Raw genomic sequence first — 19,878 nt, forward strand, 5'->3', positions numbered from 1 at the left:
CCTTGGCGCCGTCGGCCTGTTCGGCATCGGTGACTTCTCGCACAGTCTGCTGATCCTGGCTGCGACCCAGTTGCTGACTGCATCGATGGGCGTGTTGCAGGCCGCGCAGGTCGCGGGTCTGCTCTACGTCGGGCGCAACGTCGTGCAGGTGCTGGTGTCGTACCCGGTGGGGGCGCTGGCCGACCGCTTCAGCTCACGTCCGGTGCTGCTGACCGGTTATGCGCTCGGTGCGCTCACCGCAGCGTTCGCGGCAGCCGCGTTCTGGTGGCATGTCGACAGCGTCTGGTTGCTGGCCGGCCTGTTCGGCGTGGCCGGGATCTACGTGGCGGTTCAGGAAGCCCTGGAGTCCACCGTCACGGCCGAGATGGTCGGCACGGAGGCGCTCAGCATCGGCATCGGCGCGCTGGGGACCGTGAACGGTACCGCCAAGTTCATCTCCAGCGCTGCGGTCGGCTTGGTGTGGAGCGCTGTGTCGCCGGTGCTCGGCTTCGGCATGGCCGCACTGTTCATGGCGGGCGGAACTTGGGCGCTTGCGCGGCTCGCGCGCCGCTGACGGCATCGCCGTCTGCACAGTACCCCGATTGCCCGCCCGCCTGCCGCACCGGCCGACCGCCTTCAAACGGCAGGGCCATCTGATCAAGCTGGAAACAGCCAAGCGTACCGCCGCAGGGCTTCTGACGTCCAAAAATCAGCCTTACATTGAATAATCTCCCATTATCCATTGTTAGTTTCCTCACATTCGCCAACCAATTGACTAGCAAAATAGTACGTAATATCATAGTACGTACTACAGTACGCAATAGTAAGGTATACCATGGCAAGAGCCGGAATCTACAAGTCGGAAGTCCTGCGTGCCCGCGATAGGCTGCTGGCCGCAGGGCGCTACCCGTCCATCGATGCGGTCCGGGAAGAACTGGGAAATACCGGCTCCAAAGGGACGATCCATCGCTACCTCAAAGAGATCGAAGAGGAAGAGGGTCCCACCACCGGCAGCAAGGTGGCCGTCAGCGATGCAATCCAGGACCTGGTGGGACGCCTGGCTGCCCGGATCAACGAGGAAGCCGAAGAGCGCGTCACGACCGCCCAGGCCTGGCACGCCGAGCAGATCACCGGGTACCAGCAGACCGCAACAGCCCTGAAATCGGAGGCACTGTCCGCGCGCCAGCAGCTGGAACAAAGCCAGCGGGCACTGGCCGACGAAAAGGCCAGCCACAGTAAAACCAGCGAAGCGCTGAGCAGCAAGACCCTGGAGTCCACGCAGCTTGCACAACAGGTTGTGGACCTGCAGGAACGCATCGCGTCCGAAGAGCGACACCGCAATTCCCTGGAAGAGAAGCACCAGCATGCCCGCCAGGCCCTGGAGCATTTTAGGGAAGCTACCAGGGAGCAACGCGAACAGGACCAGCGCAAGCACGAGCAGCAGGTCCAATACCTCCAAGCTGAGTTGCGCACAGTGAACGAGACCTTGGCAGCAAAGCGGCAGGAAGCCATCCACATCCTTCAAGAAAACGCGCGTCTACTGGGCGATCTATCTCGCGCTCAAGGAGATCTGCACTTGGCTCAGGAAGAGGTGCGGAGCCTGCGGCCGCTCAAGGAAGAACTGGGTTTTGCGCAACGGCGCACCGAGGAATTGGGCAGGCGCTTGGTAGGGCAGGATGCGGAGGTCCAGAAGCTCAGTTCCTCGAACGAGCGGCTGCAGGTCAAGGTCGATGATCTGCTTGCAGCAAAGCAGCAGTTGGAACTCGCACTGGCGACGGCCAATTCATCCGTCGCGGCGCAAGAACAGATCGTGGTCAGCATGCTGGAGCGGTTTGGTGCGCCAACACTCGGTCCCGATAACACGGTACAGAACTTGGATGAAGGGGCCAGCACATCGACCAAGAGAGCCGTGAAAAAACCAACAAAGACAACAACTTAAGCTTGTTTCTGCGGTTTTTTACATGAATCCCTGCCGACCCTCTAAATCTCAAATTGAGATAAAAAAGGCCGCGTCACAACGCAGCCTTTTCATGAGTGCAGCAGAAACCGCTGTTCAACGCTCCAGCGCCAGCGACACGCCCATGCCGCCTCCAATGCACAACGCGGCCAAGCCCTTCTTGGCGTCACGGCGCTGCATTTCGTGCAGCAGCGTCACCAGGATGCGGCAGCCGGACGCGCCAATGGGGTGGCCGATGGCGATGGCGCCGCCATTCACATTGACCTTGGCAGGGTCGATGGCCAGTTCCTTATTCACGGCGCAGGCCTGGGCGGCAAAAGCTTCGTTCAGTTCGAACAGGTCCACATCAGCGGCGGTCCAGCCCGCGCGCTGCAGAGCCTTGCGCGACGCTGGCACCGGGCCCATGCCCATGGTGGCGGGGTCCAGACCACTGGTGCCAAAGGCAGCGATGCGCGCCAGGGGCTTGAGGCCGAGGGCGGCAGCTTTCTTGGCGCTCATCACCACCACGGCGGCGGCACCGTCGTTCAGGCCCGACGCGTTGCCAGCCGTCACGCTGCCCCCTTTGTCAAAGGCGGGGCGCAGGCCAGCCAGGGCTTCGGCGTTGGTCTTGCGGTTCAGGTATTCGTCTGCGTTGAACAGGATGGGGTCGCCCTTCTTTTGCGCCAGGCTGACACCCACGATTTCATCGACAAACTTGCCCGCGTCTTGCGCAGCGGCGGCCTTTTGCTGGCTGCCCAATGCCAGGGCGTCCTGCATGTCGCGGGTGATGCCGTAGGCTTTGGCCACGTTCTCGGCCGTGATACCCATGTGGTACTGGTTGTAGACGTCCCACAGGCCGTCCACGATCATGGTGTCGATGAGCTTCCAGTCGCCCATGCGCTGGCCATCGCGCGAGCCCGGCAGCACGTGGGGCGCCATGCTCATACTCTCTTGTCCGCCGGCCACAACGATCTCGCTGTCGCCCCAGGCAACCGCCTGAGCGGCCAGCATCACGGCCTTGAGGCCCGATCCGCACACGGCATTGATCGTGAGCGCCGGTGTTTCCTTGGCCACGCCGGCCTTCATCGAGGCCTGGCGCGCAGCGTTCTGGCCCACGCCCGCCGTCAGTACCTGGCCCATGATCACTTCACCAATCTGGTCAGACGACAGACCTGCACGGGCAATGGCCTCGCGGATCACGATGGCGCCCAGCTCGGTGGCAGGCGTCTTTGCCAGTGCGCCGCCAAACTTGCCCACTGCGGTACGGGTGGCCGAAACGATGACGATGTCTTCCATGGAATGTCCTTCTTTCTGAGTGGATCGGTCCAGGCCCACGGGTGGGCCCGTTGTCTTTGGTGTGGATGAAAAGGCAGGGCTTTCGCCCTGATTCTCGCAGGCCCTCAGGTCAGGACTTTTGCTTAACGTAGCTGCCCGGCGCTGGCTCGATGGCCTTGAACTTGGTGCCCTTGCCGTAGCTCTTGGGCGCCGCAATCTGTTTGCCCGCATGGCCCTTGAGCCAGCCTGACCAGTCGGTCCACCAGCTGCCGGGGTGCTCGGTCGCCCCGTCCAGCCACTGATCGAGCGTGGCAGGCAGCTTGCCGTCTGCGCGGATCCAGTGGCTGCGCTTGCCCTTGGCGGGCGGGTTGATGACGCCAGCAATGTGGCCGGATGCGCCCATCACAAAGCGCTTTTTGCCCGGTAGAACCTGGGTGGATGCATACGCGGCGTTGATGGGCACGATGTGGTCCTCGCGCGACCCATAGATATAGACCGGCATGGTCAGATTCGACAGATCCATCTTCTCGCCACACACGGTGAGCGCGCCCGGTTGAACCAGCTTGTTTTCAAGGTAGAAGTTGCGCAGGTACCAGGCGTAGAACGGTCCTGGCAAATTGGTGCTGTCGCTATTCCAGTACAGCAGGTCGAACGGTGGCGGCGTTTCACCCTTGAGGTAGTTGCCCACCACGTAGTTCCACACCAGATCGTTAGGACGCAGGAAGCTGAAGGTCGAAGCCAGGTCCTGCCCTTTCATCATCCCGCCATGGCCCATCTGCATTTCGCGGAAGTTGACGAATGCCTCGTCGATGAAAACGTCCAGAATGCCGGTGTCCGAAAAGTCGATCAGCGTGGTCAGAAAGGTAGCGCTGGCCACCGGTTCGTCGCCGCGCGCCGCAAGCACGGCCAGCGCGTTGCTCAGGATGGTGCCGCCCACACAGAAGCCCAGTGCATTGATCTGGTCAGCGCCGGTGATGTTCTGCACCACGTCGATGGCGGCCATCGCGCCGTCTTCCACATAGTCATCCCACGTCTTGTGCGCCAGGCTGTCGTCGGGATTGCGCCAGCTCACCACAAACGTGCGGTGGCCCTGCTCCACCGCGTAGCGGATCAGCGAGTTCTCGGGCTGCAGATCCAGGATGTAGAACTTGTTGATGCACGGCGGCACCAGCAGAAACGGGCGCTCGTACACCTTGGGCGTAAGCGGCTTGTATTCGAGCAGCTGAAAGAGTTCGTTCTCGAACACCACCGCGCCTTCGGTAGTGGCCACGTTGCGGCCCACCTCGAACAGGCTTTCATCGGTCATGGACACGTGGCCCTGCGTGATGTCGTGCAGCAGATTCTGCATGCCTTTGGCAATGCTCTCGCCTTTGGTTTCGATGGCTTTTTTCTGCGCTTCGGCATTGAAAGCCAGGAAGTTGCTGGGCGCCATGGCCGCCATCCATTGCTCGACACCAAAACGGATGCGGGCCTTGGTTTTTTCGTCCGCTTCCACCGCGTCAGCCAAGCCCATCAGGGTGCGGGCGTTAAGCAGATAGGCGGCGGCAGAGAACGCTGCGACCGGGTTGCTGGCCCAGCCTTCGCCTGCAAAACGCTTGTCCTTGATCTCGGGCTTGCCCTGCAGGCCCTGGGCCCAGAGTTCTTTGGCTTCGTTCAGGTATTGCTGCTGCAGTGCCTGCAGTTTGGTTTGCGACAGTTGCAGCGGGGGCGCGGCGGGTACTTGGGTGCCCAGGTCCAGTTTCTGGAACGACTGCAGCGCCTGCGCCCAGCTTTGCCCGAAAATCTGCTGGAACTGCTGGGCGCTTTCGGCCCAGGGTGATTCAGAATTCATGCTGTCTCCTCAATGGTTGGTCGCTCGCAGCGGCAGGGCACTTGGCTTGGGTTCATTGTTGCCCACCCTCCTCCTCAAGGCAACGACTTCTACGGATTTGCATTCGATCGGATAACTAGGCGGGAAGCCGCAGACAGTGCTAACGCACGGCAAGGCGAACCAACGACGTTATACGTTCGAAGGCAAACCCGTATCAACCCTTTACCTGAACACAAATCAATGTACCTGATCGTAATTGCCTGGACCTACGTCACGCTCATGATGGCCGTGGCCGAAGCGACAAGCCCCCAAGGCACGGTGCTGGGCGCGCTGATCACCTTTGCGCTGTATGGACTGCTGCCCATGAGCATTCTGGTGTATATCCTGGGCACGCCGTCGCGCAAACGAAAGATCAAGGCGCGCGAAGCGGCGGAGCAAGCGGCCTACGACGCCGAACAGGCGGCAATCGTGCAGCAGCAGGCGCCCGATGCCGGTTCAGCCGAGCCAGATGCAGGCCGCGAAGCGGCCACTGCCGCCGAGGGCAGCGCTGTCACGCCGGTGCGAAAAGAACCGTGAGGCATTGCCAACGGTGCACCATGGCGCGGTGCTGTCGTTGCCGAACACCTGGGGGATACCCAGCGCGCGCAGCCGCAGGCGGGTCAGGCCCGCCAGATCGCACAGGTATTTGCCTGAGGCATTCTGGTGAGGAACAAAATAGTGCTGCGCGGCAGGGTCTGCATCGCAGAACGCCGCCCGCACTTCTGGGCCGACTTCAAACGCCTGCGGTCCAATGCAGGGGCCCAGCCAGGCCAGCGTGTCCTGCGCTATGTCGTGCGACAGCGCCGGGGCGGGCTGCGGCGCATCTGCTTCACTATTGATAGCTGCCAGCGCTTTACCATCAAGCGCTAGAGCACTAAAACACTCAAAAACAGACTCTAAAACACCCCGCCCGCCGACGCCCGCCAGCCCGCGCCAGCCCGCGTGCGCCGCACCAACCACGGCGCCAGAGCGGTGGGTCAACAGCACCGGCAGGCAGTCGGCCACCATGATGGTGCACGCGGCTCCCGGTGTGGCGGTGACACAGGCGTCGGCCTCGGTGCCGTCGGGCGTTGCCAGGTCCAGGTGGACCACACCATCGCCATGCACCTGGCTCAAAAACGTCGCCCGCGCACCGGGCGTGTGGGTTTGCAGCGCCGATTGCAACGTGGCGCGATTGGCATGCACAGCCACCGGCTCGTCGCCCACGTGATTGCCCAGGTTCAGGCTGTCATACGGCGGCCTGCTGACGCCGCCCGCGCGCGTGGTGCACAGCGCGTGCACACCGGCAGGCGCGGGCCAGTCAGGAATCAGCCAATCGGCCGGCAGTGCCGGGCTGGTCAATGCCATCAAGCTTCGTTGTCCGGGCAGGCGGAGGGCTGCGCGCCGGAGAATGCGGGCAGTGCCATGCAGGCGTCAAACACCCCCATGGTGAGCGGCAAACCGTCGAGGCTGACCTTGAACCGCTGGGCGTTGAAGATCTGCGGCACCAGGCAGCAGTCAGCGAGCGTGGGCGTATCGCCCCAGCACAGCACCGACGCCGTGAGGCCCTGCGCCGCGCGCTCTTGGGCCAGCAGGGTGAGCTGGCGCTCAAAAACCTCCAACCCGCTGCGGACCCAGTAGTGATACCAAGCGCTCTTGGCTTCTTCGTCCACCTTCAGGTCGCGCGCCAGGTACTTGAGCACGCGCAGATTATTGATGGGGTGGATATCGCACGCCACCGTCTGCGCCAGGGCGCGCACCCGCGCGCGGGCCAGGGGCGTGGCGGGCAGCAGTGCGGGCGTGGGATGGGTCTCGTCCAGGTATTCGATGATGGCCATCGACTGCGACAGCGCGGTGCCTCCGTCCGTCACCAGGGTGGGCACCAGCGCATCGCCAATACGCTGGGTGTATTCCGGGTCCTTGTGCTCGCCTTTGACGAGGTGAACGGGGATGTAGTCGTAGCTGAGCCCCTTGATTGCCAGCGCAATGCGCACACGAAACGAGGCCGAAGAGCGAAAGTAGTTGTAGAGCTGCATGTGCAAAAAGGTCCGTCGATGGGTCGGTGGTGTGGGTGCAGCCGCAGGGCTGTGAGAGGCAGCGCGTGGACTACCTTCGTGTGCCGTGCCTCAGGCGCCTGAACTCAAGCGCCTGATGTGCCCGCAGGGTCCTGGTGGTTGTAGACCACCTTCGATAGCAGCACCATCAGGTCTGCACTTTCCTGCTCGGTCAGCGGGGCTGTCAGGCGCTCTTGCACGCGCTGGGCGGCGTCGCGCATCTGCAGGGCGGCCACCTCACCCTCGGGGGTAATCCACAGCAGTTTGCGGCGGCGGTCGCGGGTGTCGGGCTCGCGGCGGATCCAGCCGCGCTTTTCCAGCCGTCCGATGACCGAGCCCGAAGTGGCCGCATCAAACGCCACGCGGGACGCCAGGGTGACCTGGTCCTCGCCAGGGTTGGCCAGCAGCTCGTGCAGGATGGCGAACTGCACCGGTGTCACGTCAAACCCGGCGGTTTCTTCCATGAAAAGCGCCACGGTCCGCTGGTGGGCGCGGCGCACCAGGTGGCCTGGCGTGTTTTGGAAATCGAAGCTCTGTGCCATGGGCGCGAGTGTAGCGCCCCTCAGTACGCCGTCTTCGGGCGATCAGCGGCCGGTCTGCGGGCAGTCTCCAGCCATGGCACACTGCCACACCGAGGCCGCGCCTGTGCCTGCCGCAGCCTTGCCACAGCGCATCGCCCTGGCAACCGCACCGCCCGGCCCCTGTGTTTTCCATCTGAACGTCGACATTCGAGAGGCTGACATGAGCTACGTGTTTTCTCCCGCGCCTGTGGCCTGCGTGCCCGTGACGGGCTGCAGTGAACTCTTTCCGGTGCACCGCATTTACTGTGTGGGCCGCAACTATGAAGAACACGCCAAGGAGATGGGCTTCACCGGCCGCGAACCGCCCTTCTTCTTCATGAAGCCCGCAGACGCCATCGTGGTGGTCAACGAAGGCGAAACCGGCCAACTGCCCTACCCAACGCTCACGGCCAACTTCCACCACGAGATCGAATTGGTCGTGGCCATCGGCAAGGGCGGCAAAAACATCAAGGCTGCCGATGCGCTCGCGCACATCTACGGCTACGCCGTGGGCCTCGATATGACGCGCCGTGACCTGCAGAACGACATGAAGAAACAGGGCCGTCCCTGGTCCATCGGCAAGGGCTTTGACGCCAGCGCACCCATCGGCCCCATCACCCCCGCCACGCAGGCAGGCGATGTGGCCAACGCAGGCATATGGCTGCAGGTCAATGGCGCCGACCGCCAGCGCAGCACCGTGACGCAGCTCATCTGGAACATTGCCGAAACCATTGAACACCTCTCCGCCGCCTGGGAGCTGCAGCCCGGCGACCTGATCTACACCGGCACTCCCGAAGGTGTGGGCGCGGTGGTGCGGGGCGACGTGCTGGAAGGCGGCGTGGATGGCCTGGGAACGCTGCGACTGAGCGTCGTTTAAAACAGGCGTACAGCGCACCCCTATAGATCACATTTTGATAGCTACTAGCGCTTACCCCATAAGCGCTAGGGCCGTATTTCACTAATAACCCCGGCAATGACCTACCGCAGCCCCATCAAACACTGCCGCGCCTGCGGCACCGCCGTGGCCTACCGCCTGCCCGACGATGGCGATACCAAGCATCGCGCCGTCTGCCCCGCCTGCAACACGGTGCACTACGAGAACCCGCTCAATGTGGTGGGCACGGTGCCTGCCATGCCGGACGGGCGCATCTTGCTGTGCAAGCGCAACATCGAGCCGCGCTGGGGCAAATGGACCTTGCCCGCAGGGTTCATGGAGCTGGACGAAACCACCGCCCAGGGTGCCGCGCGCGAAACCGATGAAGAGGCCGGTGCGCAGATTGAAATGGGCCCGCTGTTCAGCCTGCTGAACGTGCGCCGCGTGGGCCAAGTGCACCTGTTCTACCGGGCCACGCTGCTCAGCGACCAGTTCAACCCCGGCTACGAAACCATTGAAGCGCGGCTGTTTGCCGAAGACGAAATACCGTGGGACGAGATTGCGTTCCGCACTGTCAAGGAAACGCTGGAGCACTACTTTGCAGACTGCAAGGCGGGAGCATTCGGTATGCACTTTGTGGACATTGAATGATGTGACACGGGTGCCGCTGCGGTCCGCCCAAGTCCTTCACCCCCGCGCTCGCAACTGAAAGTGGGCTGGGCGCGATCCTCGCCCCCTCGCAACCCTTACAACGTTGCAAACCTTACCAGCTTCTCACCCGCCCACGCGTTCCTCTGCAGGCACCGGCGGGCCGGACGGGTAACCGGGGTCTGTGGTGACCGGCGGCAGGCCATTGGGGCCCGGCGGCCGGGGCGTGCCACCACCGCCAAACAATCCACGGATCCAGTCGCGCATGTTTTCCAGCGGCGCATCGGGCGGCGGCGGTGGTACAGCCGGTGCGAATTCATCCACAAACCGGTCGTTGCCATCGATGACCTTGGTGCGGATCGCCTGCTGCATGAACTCGCCCACCATGGGCAACGCGCTGCGCGCGCCCTGCCCCCAGTAGTCGCTGCGCAGTGTGATGCGGCCGTCGTTAAAGCCCGCCCAGGCGCCCACCACCACACGGGTGTGCATCAGGATGAACCAGCCGTCGGTGTTGTCCTGCGTGGTGCCGGTTTTGCCCGCCACGTCCGCCTGCACACCGTAGCGGGTGCGGATGGCGGTGGCGGTGCCTTTGTCGACCGCGCCGCGCATGGTGTTGCGCAAGGTCTGCGCTGCGCGAGCGTCAAACACGGCCTCGGGCGTGGGCTGGGCGAAGGTCTCCAGCACCTTGCCGTGGCGGTCTTCAATGCTGGTGATGAGCACGGGTTCGATGTAGCGGCCCAGGGTGGCAATGCTGCTGTACGCCGAAATCATCTCCTTGAGCGTGACCGGACTGGTGCCCAGCGCCAGAGACGGCACCTCTTCGAGCTTGGACTGCCGCACCCCCAGCGCGCGCGCCACTTCGGCCACGCGGGCCGGGCCCACCTGCTGCATCACCTGCGCGGTAATGGTGTTTTTGGACAAGGCCAGCCCGTCGGCCAGCGTCATGGGTTCGTCGCTGGGCGGGCCGCCATCGGTGGGGCGCCACACACGGCCGCCGCCCAACGGGATCTCCACGGCCGAGTCCATCAACGTGTCGGTGGGCAATGCACCCTGCGCAAACGCGGCGCCGTACACAAAGGGCTTGAAGGTAGACCCCGGCTGGCGGCGCGCCGCCTGCACATGGTCAAATGGGTCTTGCGCAAAGTCGCGGCTGCCCACCCACGCCAGCACATGGCCGGTCACGGGGTCTTGCGCCAGAAAGCCTGCCTGTACCCGCGTTTTTTCGGCGCGCAGCTTTTGCAGCCACGATTCGTTGGCGAGCAGGGCCTTCAGTGCCGCATCGGGGTCTTCGCCCTTTTCCACCGCTGCGCGGAACTCGGGGGTCTCGCGCACCAGCGTTTGCACCAGCGTGTTGTCGGGTCCCCAGCCATTGCGCTGCGACCACGCCTTGTCGGCCACGCCCTGCAGTTGCAGCCCGTGCCGGTCCACGGCCCGGTTGGCAATGGCCTGCAGGCGCGAATCGATGGTGGTGCGAATAACCAGGCCATCGGAGTACAGGTTGTAGCCACGGCTGTCGGCCCAGTCGATCAGCTGTTTTCGCAACTGCATCGCAAAGTGCGGCGCGGGGCCCATCACCTCGGTCTGGCGCTCAAAGTTGACGCCCAAGGGGCGCACTTTCAGTGCATCAAACTCTTTGGGTTCGAGCTTGCCGCGCTTGACCATTTGCGACAGCACGGTGTTGCGCCGCCCTTGGGCACGTTCGGGGTTGAGCACCGGGTTGTAATAGGCGGTGCCTTTGAGCATGCCAATCAGCGTGGCGCTCTCCAAGACGTTGAGCTTGGCCGCCGACTTGTCGAAATAGGTGCGCGCGGCCATCTCGATGCCGTAGGCGTTGTACAGAAACGGCACGGTGTTGAGGTAGGTTTCCAGGATCTCGTCCTTGGAATACGAGGCCTCGATCTTGAGCGCGGTGATCGCCTCTTTAAGCTTGCGCGTAATGGTGCGCGAGCGGCCGATTTCTTCGGGGAACAGGTTGCGCGCCAGCTGCTGGGTGATGGTGGAGCCGCCCTGCGGGGCCCCCCGCAGCGTGTGCACCACCGACGACGCCGTGCGCCGCCAGTCCATGCCCCAATGGTCGTAAAAACGGTGGTCTTCGGTGGCGATGAGGGCATCAATCACATTGGGCGACACCTGGCTCAGTTCTACCCACTCGCGGTTGGCCCAGCGGTATTCGGCCAGCAACTTGCCATCCACCGACATGAGCTGCGCGGGCAACTCGCTTTTAGCCTTGCGGATGTCGCTGACGCTCGGGGTCATGGGCACCAGTGCCAGCGCGTACAGGAGCACCGCCGTGGGCACCGCCACCATCGTCCAGAACAGCCCCAGCCGCACCGGCCGCGGCATCCAGGCAAACCAGCCCGAAACGCGGTGAAACAAGGCAGTCAAGCGGGTCCAAACAGACAGGAAAAAGGTGCGCATCAAAGAGATCAAATAGGGTTTGGGCGGTGCCCGGTCAGCCAACTGGCCCCGCCAGCAGCGCCAGCATGCCCGCCTCGTCCAGCACCGGCACGCCCAGCTCTTCGGCCTTGGCCAGCTTGCTGCCAGCCTCTTCGCCCGCCACCACGTAGCTGGTTTTTTTGCTGACTGAACCGGCCACTTTGGCACCCGCGGCTTCGAGCATGTCCTTGGCCGCGTCGCGGCTCAGGGTGGGCAAGGTGCCGGTCAGCACCACGGTTTTGCCCGCAAGGATCTGCGGGGCACGTTCGGCCGGTGCGCCTTCGGGCCAGTTCACGCCACAGGCGCGCAGTTGTTCAACCACCTCGCGGTTGTGCGGTTGCTGAAAGAAGGTGTGCAGGCTTTGTGCGACCACGGGGCCCACGTCATTCACCTCCAGCAACTGCTCCACGCTGGCGTCCATGATGGCGTCCAGCGTGCCAAAGTGTTTGGCCAGGTCTTTGGCCGTGGCCTCACCCACATGGCGCAGGCCCAGTCCGAACAGGAAGCGTGGCAAGGTGGTCTGCTTGGATTTCTCCAGCGCGGCCAGCACGTTCTGCGCCGATTTTTCGGCCATGCGCTCCAGCGCAATCAGGGAGGTGAGGCCCAGGCGGTACAGATCGGGCAGCGTGCGGATCACGTTCGCATCCACCAGCTGATCCACCAATTTGTCACCCAGACCCTCAATGTCCATGGCGCGGCGCGCGGCAAAGTGAAGGATGGCTTCTTTGCGCTGCGCGGCGCAGAACAGCCCGCCCGTGCAGCGGTGGTTGGCCTCGCCTTTTTCACGCACCACATCGCTGCCACACACGGGGCAGGTTCTGGGCATGCGGAAGTTGGGCACGTAGCCGCTGCGGTTGCCCGGCATCACGCCCACCACTTCAGGGATCACGTCGCCCGCACGGCGCACGATGACCGTGTCGCCAAAGCGCACACCCTTCTTGCGGATCTCGAACAGGTTGTGCAGCGTGGCGTTGGTGACCGTGACGCCGCCCACAAACACGGGCGCAAGGCGCGCCACCGGCGTGATCTTGCCCGTGCGGCCCACCTGCACGTCGATGCCCTCCATCTTGGTGGCCATCTCTTGCGCGGGGTACTTGTGCGCCACGGCCCAGCGCGGCTCGCGGGTCTTGAAGCCCAGGTCGCGCTGCAACTGCAGCGCATTGACCTTGTAGACCACACCATCAATGTCATACGGCAGCGCATTGCGGCTGGCACCCACCTGCTGGTGATACGCTACCAATTCAGTAGCACCCACCGCAATCTGCACCTGCGCTGCGACCGGAAAACCCCATGATTTAAGGGTTTGCAACATGTCGTAATGCGTGCGGAACACCGGCCCGCCCTCAGCGGGCGGCGTGACAGCGCCCAACCCATAGGCAAAAAAGCTCAAGGGGCGCTGCAGCGTGATGTTCGAATCCAGCTGGCGCACCGCCCCTGCGGCAGCATTGCGAGGGTTCACAAACGTCTTGCCGCCCTGCTCCCGCTGGCGCTCGTTGAGCGCATCGAAATCGGCACGGCGCATGTAGACCTCGCCGCGCACTTCCAGCAGTGGGGGCACGCCCGTGGGCAGAGACAAAGGAATCTGGCGGATGGTGCGGATGTTGTGCGTCACGTCCTCACCCACTTCGCCATCACCGCGCGTGGCGGCCTGTACGAGGCGGCCTTTTTCGTACCGCAGGCTCATCGCCAGGCCATCGAACTTGGGCTCTGCCACGTATTCAACGGGCGGATCGGATTCGGCCAAGCCCAGCTCTTTGCGCACGCGTGCATCAAACGCCTGTGCGCCCGTGGCCTCGGTATCGGTTTCCGTGTGAATGCTCAGCATGGGCACCGCATGGCGCACAGAGGCCAAGCCATCCATCACCGCGCCAATGACGCGCTGCGTGGGCGAGTCGGGCGTGATGAAATCGGGGTGTTCAGCCTCTAGCGCCTGCAGCTCGCGGAACACGCGGTCGTATTCCGCGTCGGGCACCGTGGGCTCGTCCAGCACGTAATACTGGTGCGCCCAGTGGTTAAGCTGGTCGCAAAGTGCTTTGATTTTGATAGCTGGTTGCGCTTTATCTACGGGCGCTGCGCCCGAAAAAAGGTCTAGATTGTCGGTCATCACCGCACCGCGCTCAACTAAACAGCCGCCGCGCCAGCACCGACCCCGCTGACAGATCGCGTCCATCGAGCTGGTCGTACAGCAGCTCCAGGTCCACCGCAATTGGGTCCATGGCCATCGCGGGCAAGGCGGTGCCGTTCTGGTCGCACAACATGCCGTCCATGGCTTCGCACAACGCGGCCGCGACCTCGCGCAGGCGTGTGAAAGGCTGCTCGGTGCGGTGCACCTGCGACACATCGAGGCTCAGGGTCACCTCGCGGATGGCGGATTGGTCGGGGTCTTCAGCCAGCGCCGCCTGGGTGTCGTAACCCAGCGTGAGCAGCGGCGGCAGGCCTTGCGCGCCTGCGGGGAGCACCAGGCGGCCGGGCATGGCGCCGTGCACAAAACCCAGGCGGGCGGCATTTTGCTGCACGTAACCGGGGCTCCAGGCGGCCTGGCGGGCGCGCAGCATGAAGGCCAGTTGGGCATCGTGGTCGCTGGCAAACTGGTCCAGCTCGCGGGCGCGGGCCACTTCTTGCAGCATGTCGGGAAAGTCGGGGGCGGCGTTGATGGCGTCGGCAAACGCCTGGGCCTTGACGACAAACTCAGAGAACTCGATCTCGTTGAGCGCACCCATGCGGTTGGCCAGCTGCACACCGGCCTGAAAGCTCTGGTAGCGCTGGCCGGGCGCGGGGGTCTCCCACTGCTGCGTGGATTCGTTCAGACCTTCGACCGCAAAGGGCTTGCTGCCTGCGCGGCGTGTGGGCGGCAGTGCGGCCAGGGCGGCGTCGCCCGACACCACGTTTTCGGGCTGCAGGGGCGCAATGACGTCGATCAATGCGTCCAGCCCGGGGCGGCGTTCCAGCGAGAACGCGGGCACCGGCATTTGCAAGGCATCGTCAACATCCACCGTGTGCTCGAGCGGGTCTGGGCCACGGTCCAGGCCGTGGTAGTCGCCCGCAGGCACTGGCGTGGCGGCAGCGTCGAACCCGGGTTCCTGGCGCACGGTGGGCTCGGCCGGGTGGTCGGGGTCTGGCGGCACAGCACGCTTGGGCGCGTTGCGGCGCGAGGTCCAGGTGTTGTAGGCCACGATGAAGGCCAGCACCAGGCCGCCGATGATGGCCAGACTCAGTTGCAATGTGCTCATAAAAAAAACTCTCGACTATCCGCTGCGCCACGCACGTCCTGCAGCGCAGAAAACTGACGCGGCCCAGCCCGGGGACGCCGAACAAGGGCCGCCCCGCAGTGAGGGCGTCGTCCCCTGGAGGGGAAGGCGCGAAGCGACTCTGGGGTGTTCATAGTTCTGCCAGGGAGAGTGCCGATTCCATATCGACGGCCACGATGCGCGACACGCCCTGCTCCTGCATGGTCACGCCGATCAGCTGCTCGGCCATTTCCATGGCGATCTTGTTGTGGCTGATGAACAGAAACTGCGTGCTCTTGCTCATGCTGGACACCAGCTTGGCATAGCGCTCGGTGTTGGCGTCGTCCAGCGGCGCGTCCACCTCATCCAGCAAACAGAACGGCGCGGGGTTGAGCTGGAAGATGGCAAACACCAGCGCGATGGCCGTGAGGGCCTTTTCGCCCCCCGACAGCAGGTGGATGGTCTGGTTCTTCTTGCCGGGTGGCTGGGCCATCACCTGCACACCAGAATCCAGAATTTCATCACCCGTGATGATCAGCTTCGCCTGTCCGCCGCCAAACAGCTCGGGGAACATGCGCCCGAAGTGGCCGTTGACGGTGTCAAACGTGCCGGAGAGCAGCTGGCGCGTTTCGCCGTCGATCTTGCGGATCGCGTCTTCCAGCGTGTTCATGGCCTCGGTCAGGTCGGCCGTCTGCGCATCCAGAAAGATCTTGCGCTCGCTGGCCAGCTTGAGTTCGTCCAGCGCGGCCAGATTGACGGCGCCCAGGGCGGCGATTTCACGGTGCAGGCGGTCGATTTCGCTTTGCAGGCCCCCCACGCGCACGTTGCCGTCAGCAATCGACTGCGCCACGGCCTCCAGATCCGCCTGCGCGTCGGCCAGCAAGGTGGTGTACTGCTCCAGGCCCAGGCGCGCGGCCTGTTCCTTGAGCTGGAATTCGGTGATGCGCGCGCGCAGCGGATCGAGCGCGCGTTCAAGCTGCATGCGCCGCTCGTCGCTGGCACGCAGCTTGGTGGTCAGGTCGTCGTATTCGCTGCGCTGGGCGCCGAGCGCCTTTTCGCGCTCCATCTTCACTTCCAGCGCGGCTTGCAGGCCGCCCTGCGCGGCGGCGTCGGACAGGCGGGCGAGTTCGTGGCGTGCGCGCTGCTCCTCGTCGGCCAAGGCCTTGGCCTGCTGGGTGGCAGTTTCGATGGACCGGTTGAGTTCACCTCGGCGCGCCTCCAGGCTGCGCTGCGAGAACGTGGCCTCTTGCGCCTGACGCTCCAGCGTGCGCTGCTGTTCGCGGCAGGCGGTGAGCTTGCGCTCGGCCTCGATCACCTTGTCGCCCAGCTGCGCCTCGCGCTCCTGGCTGTCGGCCAGTTGCATGTCGAGTTCTTCAAACCGCGCTTCGGCGGCCACGCGGCGCTCCTGCAGGTCGGCCAGTTGCGCCTCCACCTCGGCCAGGTCGCCGTCGATTTGCTGGCTGCGTGCGCGGGTCTGCTCGGCCAGCTGCGTGAGGCGCAGGGTTTCGACCTGCAGCTCGTGGGCACGGCTTTGTGTTTCGGTGGCTTCGCGGCGCGCGACCACGAGACGCTGGGAAGCGTCGGCATACGCAGCCTCCGCGCGGACCAGGGCCGTGCGCGATTCTTCGGCGATGAGCGCCTGCGCGCGCAGCTCTTTTTCAAGGTGCTCGATCTCCTGCGCGCGGGCCAGCATGCCGGACTGCTCGGAGTCCTGCGCATAAAAGCTCACGCTGTGCGCGCTGACGGCATGGCCCGTGGGCACAAACACCACTTCGCCGGGCTGCAGCGTGCTGCGGCGGGCCAAAGCGTCATCCAGCGTGGGTGCGGTATAGCAGCCTTGCAGCCAGTCCACCAACACGGCGCGCAGGCCCGCGTCGTTCAGGCGCAGCAGGTCGGACAGGCGGGCGTGGGGTGACGAAGGCTCGGGCTGACCGGCAGCGGGGGCGCTGTAAAACGCCAAACGCGCAGGGGGCGCATCGTTGCCGCCGGAGCCGAGGAAGCCGCGCACCATGTCCAGGCGCCCTACTTCCAATGCGGCCAGGCGCTCGCGCAGGGCCGCTTCCAGCGCGTTTTCCCAACCGGGTTCGATGTGGATGCGGCTCCACAGGCCTTGCAGTCCGTCGAGGCCATGTTTGGCAAGCCAGGGGCGCAGCTTGCCGTCGGTCTTGACCTTTTCCTGCAGCGCCTTCAAGGCTTCCATGCGGGCCGAGAGGTCGGCTTGGCGCGCGCTTTCGCTGTTTACGGCCTGCTGGCGAGTGCGGCGGTCGTCGTCCAGCTGTGGCACGGACTCCTGCAGCTCGTGCAGGCGGGCAGCGGTGGTTTCTGCGATCTCTTGCGCTTCTTCGAGCTGCTCGCGCAGGTTGTCCAACCGCGTTTCGTCGGGCGCGGCCAGCGCGTTGCGGTCGGTGCGCAGGCGCTCAAAGCGGGTGTCCAGCTGGCGGCTTTGTTCGTCAATGCTGCGCTGCTCGGCGGCCAGCACGCCAATTTGCTGCTGCACCTGCACCACGCTGCTGCGCTGCTCGGACGTACGGCTTTGCGCCTGGCGCAAGGCGTCTTCCAGGTCGGGCAACTGCATGGCCTGCTCTTCGACCTGGGCGGCCAGCATCTCGGCGCGCTCTTCGGCGTCTACCCCGGCACCGGCCAGGTTTTCCAATTCAATGTCGGCCTCTTCTTTGCGGGCCTGCCACATAGCGATCTGCTCGGCCAAGGTGACCAGGCGCTGCTCTACGCGCTGACGCCCTTCGATGACGTAGCGGATCTCGGCTTCGAGCTTGCCGACCTCGGCCGTGGCTTCGTAGAGTTTGCCCTGGGCCTGGTTGACCTGGTCGCCTGCGGCGTAGTGGGCCTGGCGGATGGTTTCAAGGTCGGACTCGACCGCGCGCAGGTCGGCCATGCGCGATTCCAGGTCGTTCACGGCCTGCAGGCCATCCAGGCGCACCTTGTTTTGCTGCTCTTCGGCCTCGGCACGTTTCAAAAACCATTGCTGGTGCTGTTTGAGCGTGGCGTCGGCCTGCAAGGTGTTGTATTTGGAGGCCACCTCGGCCTGTTTTTCGAGCTTTTCGAGGTTGGCGTTCAGCTCGCGCAGGATGTCTTCGACCCGCGTGAGGTTCTCGCGCGTGTCCGACAGGCGGTTTTCGGTCTCGCGGCGGCGTTCTTTGTATTTGGAGACGCCCGCAGCTTCTTCGAGGAACAGGCGCAGTTCCTCGGGGCGCGATTCGATGATGCGGCTGATGGTGCCCTGGCCGATGATGGCGTAGGCGCGGGGCCCAAGGCCCGTGCCCAAAAACACGTCCTGCACATCGCGGCGGCGCACGGGCTGGTTGTTGAGGTAATAACTGCTGGTGCCGTCGCGCGTGAGCACGCGGCGCACGGCCACCTCGCCGTACTGGCCCCACTGACCCCCCGCGCGGTGGTCGGAGTTGTCGAACACCAGCTCCACGCTGGCGCGGCTGGCCTGCTTGCGGGTGGTGGTGCCGCTGAAGATCACGTCCTGCATGCTCTCGCCACGCAGCTCGCTGGCCTTGCTCTCGCCCAGCACCCAGCGCACCGCATCCATGATGTTGGACTTGCCGCAGCCATTCGGCCCCACAACGCCGACCAGTTGCCCGGGCAGCATGAAGTTGGTGGGTTCAGCGAACGACTTGAAGCCGGAAAGCTTGATCGAGGTAAGACGCACGGGTCAGGGGCGGGGCCAAAGGAGTGGGCAAAAGGAGGATGCAGGGCGCTGGACGGGCGTTTCGAGGTCAAAACGGACCAGCGGCTGCGAGGGCAGAATGATACCGCGCCGCCCTCTTGCGACGGTTGAACGCGGTTGTGGCGCAGCAAACCGGCCCACGCCGCAAGATAATTTGAATAAAAAGAGGCTCTAGCGCTTATCCATCAAGCGCTAGTAGCTATCAATTTTGAATATTTACACCGCCCTGCGCCATTGCCACGTTCATCGCACCACACACACCTGGTTACGCCCTCCGGACTTGGCCTGGAACAGCGCCTGGTCTGCACGGGTCACGGCCTGGGCCAGGTGTTGAAGGGGCGCGATCTCGCAGACCCCGATGGACACGGTGAGCGGCTCAGGGTCGGTCACGCCCTCCACGCTTTTGCGCAGCTTTTCAGCCACAGTCAGCGCGTCGGCCAGCGGCGTTTGGGGCAGGCAGACCAGAAACTCCTCGCCACCCCAGCGAATGATCTCGTCGCCACGGCGCAGGGTGTGCTGCAGCACGCGGGCGACCGCCTGCAAGGCCTTGTCGCCGGTGTCATGGCCAAACCGGTCGTTGATGCTTTTGAAACGGTCCAGATCGAGCATCAGGATGGACGACACGGGCTCGAACAACGACGACCGGTACACGCGGCGGTCGATCAGGTCAAGGGCGTGGCGGTTAAGCAGCCCCGTCAGCGCATCATGGTAGGCCGCGCGCTGAAGCTCCTCGCGCTCGGCCGCCACCGTCATCAGTGATCCAAACAGCTCGGCCAGCCCGGCGAACAGGCCAATCCCCACGTCATCAAAGTAGCCCTCGCGGTCGGCATACAAAACAAAGATGCCGCTGTAACCATTGACGGCTGACGAAATAGGCAAGGCCAGCACATGGCGAATGCCGTGTTGCCGCGCCGCCTGGCGCCAGGGGCCAAACAGCGAAAACTGCGACACCGTGAAAGCCTCTGCGGGTTTGCCATCGAGGATCGAAAAGGCGGGGCCGATCTGGGTGACCAAGTTGCGCTCTACGCACAAGGATTCAGCATATTCCAGTGCTGGGCCTGCAAAAACCTGGGGGCGAATGGTCTGGGTGTCCGACGGCCCAAACCACGTCCAGGCCAGGCGAATGTGGGGCGTGATGTCGGCAATGGCTTGGCACACGCCGCGAATGATCTCCAGCTCGCCCCGCCCCAGCACCAGCTTGGCAGATCGTTTGAGCAGCATTTCGGCCAGGGTCGAGCGCTCGCTCTGAGCGTCAAAACCATCGGGCGAAGGTGATGCCGACGGTGATGGCGGCGCAAAGGGACGAAGACGTTTTTTGAAAAACATGGGCAAGAAGCATTCAGGCTCGGACCGTTCAGGGAGCGCAG

Annotated in this window: 14 protein-coding genes and 1 pseudogene; 5 read left to right on the plus strand and 10 right to left on the minus strand. The window is 64.1% G+C overall.

Features of this window, described 5'->3' with window-relative positions; translation table 11 throughout:
• Both ACK4OE_RS18635 and ACK4OE_RS18640 read left to right on the plus strand, forming a co-directional pair.
• A pseudogene (locus ACK4OE_RS18635) lies at positions 1-553 on the plus strand (MFS transporter); the annotation flags it as partial.
• A gap of 261 nt (positions 554-814) precedes the next feature.
• Positions 815-1,918, plus strand: a complete 1,104-nt coding sequence (locus ACK4OE_RS18640; protein WP_409886887.1) for a DNA-binding protein — start codon at positions 815-817, stop codon at positions 1,916-1,918.
• Between the two features lie 114 nt (positions 1,919-2,032).
• On the opposite strand, the gene ACK4OE_RS18645 is transcribed toward ACK4OE_RS18640, so the two are convergent.
• Entirely contained in the window at positions 2,033-3,211 is a 1,179-nt protein-coding gene (locus ACK4OE_RS18645; RefSeq protein WP_409886889.1) for an acetyl-CoA C-acetyltransferase, read from the minus strand.
• Positions 3,212-3,320: 109 nt separating this feature from the next.
• The gene (locus ACK4OE_RS18650) at positions 3,321-5,021 is read right to left on the minus strand and encodes a PHA/PHB synthase family protein (protein ID WP_409886891.1); all 1,701 of its coding nucleotides are present in this window, start codon (positions 5,019-5,021) and stop codon (positions 3,321-3,323) included.
• A 219-nt stretch (positions 5,022-5,240) separates the two neighbouring features.
• On the opposite strand from ACK4OE_RS18650, the gene ACK4OE_RS18655 reads away from it, so the two are divergent.
• Positions 5,241-5,576 (plus strand): hypothetical protein, encoded by a 336-nt coding sequence (locus ACK4OE_RS18655; RefSeq protein WP_409886893.1) that lies wholly within the window; start codon positions 5,241-5,243, stop codon positions 5,574-5,576.
• Here ACK4OE_RS18655 and ACK4OE_RS18660 read toward each other — a convergent pair.
• The 3 genes from ACK4OE_RS18660 to ACK4OE_RS18670 all read right to left on the minus strand — a co-directional run bounded on the left by ACK4OE_RS18660 (position 5,496) and on the right by ACK4OE_RS18670 (position 7,614).
• Positions 5,496-6,386, minus strand: a complete 891-nt coding sequence (locus ACK4OE_RS18660) for a polyphenol oxidase family protein (RefSeq protein ID WP_409886895.1) — start codon at positions 6,384-6,386, stop codon at positions 5,496-5,498. The two genes, ACK4OE_RS18655 and ACK4OE_RS18660, sit on opposite strands and share 81 nt — an antisense overlap.
• The gene (maiA, locus tag ACK4OE_RS18665) at positions 6,386-7,054 is read right to left on the minus strand and encodes a maleylacetoacetate isomerase (RefSeq protein WP_409886897.1); all 669 of its coding nucleotides are present in this window, start codon (positions 7,052-7,054) and stop codon (positions 6,386-6,388) included. Before maiA ends, ACK4OE_RS18660 begins: the two co-directional genes overlap by 1 nt.
• Before the next feature lie 104 nt (positions 7,055-7,158).
• A complete protein-coding gene (locus tag ACK4OE_RS18670) occupies positions 7,159-7,614 on the minus strand; it encodes a MarR family winged helix-turn-helix transcriptional regulator (protein ID WP_409886899.1) in 456 nt (151 codons plus the stop codon).
• A 199-nt stretch (positions 7,615-7,813) separates the two neighbouring features.
• Between ACK4OE_RS18670 and ACK4OE_RS18675 the strand changes: the two genes are divergently transcribed.
• On the plus strand, positions 7,814-8,509 hold the full coding sequence (locus ACK4OE_RS18675; RefSeq protein ID WP_409886920.1) for a fumarylacetoacetate hydrolase family protein: 696 nt from the start codon (positions 7,814-7,816) through the stop codon (positions 8,507-8,509).
• A gap of 96 nt (positions 8,510-8,605) precedes the next feature.
• A complete protein-coding gene (locus tag ACK4OE_RS18680) occupies positions 8,606-9,157 on the plus strand; it encodes an NUDIX hydrolase (protein ID WP_409886901.1) in 552 nt (183 codons plus the stop codon).
• A 123-nt stretch (positions 9,158-9,280) separates the two neighbouring features.
• Here the strand turns inward: ACK4OE_RS18680 and ACK4OE_RS18685 are convergent, their stop codons facing one another.
• From ACK4OE_RS18685 to ACK4OE_RS18705, 5 genes are all read right to left on the minus strand, one after another.
• Positions 9,281-11,572, minus strand: coding sequence for a penicillin-binding protein 1A (locus tag ACK4OE_RS18685; protein WP_409886903.1), 2,292 nt, complete (start codon positions 11,570-11,572; stop codon positions 9,281-9,283).
• Between the two features lie 34 nt (positions 11,573-11,606).
• On the minus strand, positions 11,607-13,694 hold the full coding sequence (ligA, locus tag ACK4OE_RS18690; protein ID WP_409886905.1) for an NAD-dependent DNA ligase LigA: 2,088 nt from the start codon (positions 13,692-13,694) through the stop codon (positions 11,607-11,609).
• A gap of 13 nt (positions 13,695-13,707) precedes the next feature.
• Complete coding sequence (locus ACK4OE_RS18695) at positions 13,708-14,820, minus strand: cell division protein FtsZ (protein ID WP_409886907.1); 1,113 nt, start codon at positions 14,818-14,820, stop codon at positions 13,708-13,710.
• A gap of 148 nt (positions 14,821-14,968) precedes the next feature.
• On the minus strand, positions 14,969-18,493 hold the full coding sequence (smc, locus tag ACK4OE_RS18700) for a chromosome segregation protein SMC (RefSeq protein ID WP_409886909.1): 3,525 nt from the start codon (positions 18,491-18,493) through the stop codon (positions 14,969-14,971).
• 261 nt (positions 18,494-18,754) lie between these two features.
• On the minus strand, positions 18,755-19,837 hold the full coding sequence (locus tag ACK4OE_RS18705; RefSeq protein ID WP_409886911.1) for a diguanylate cyclase: 1,083 nt from the start codon (positions 19,835-19,837) through the stop codon (positions 18,755-18,757).
• Positions 19,838-19,878 lie beyond the last annotated feature (41 nt).

This window comes from Acidovorax sp. (assembly GCF_046314175.1).
Classification (GTDB): Bacteria; Pseudomonadota; Gammaproteobacteria; order Burkholderiales; family Burkholderiaceae_C; genus Acidovorax.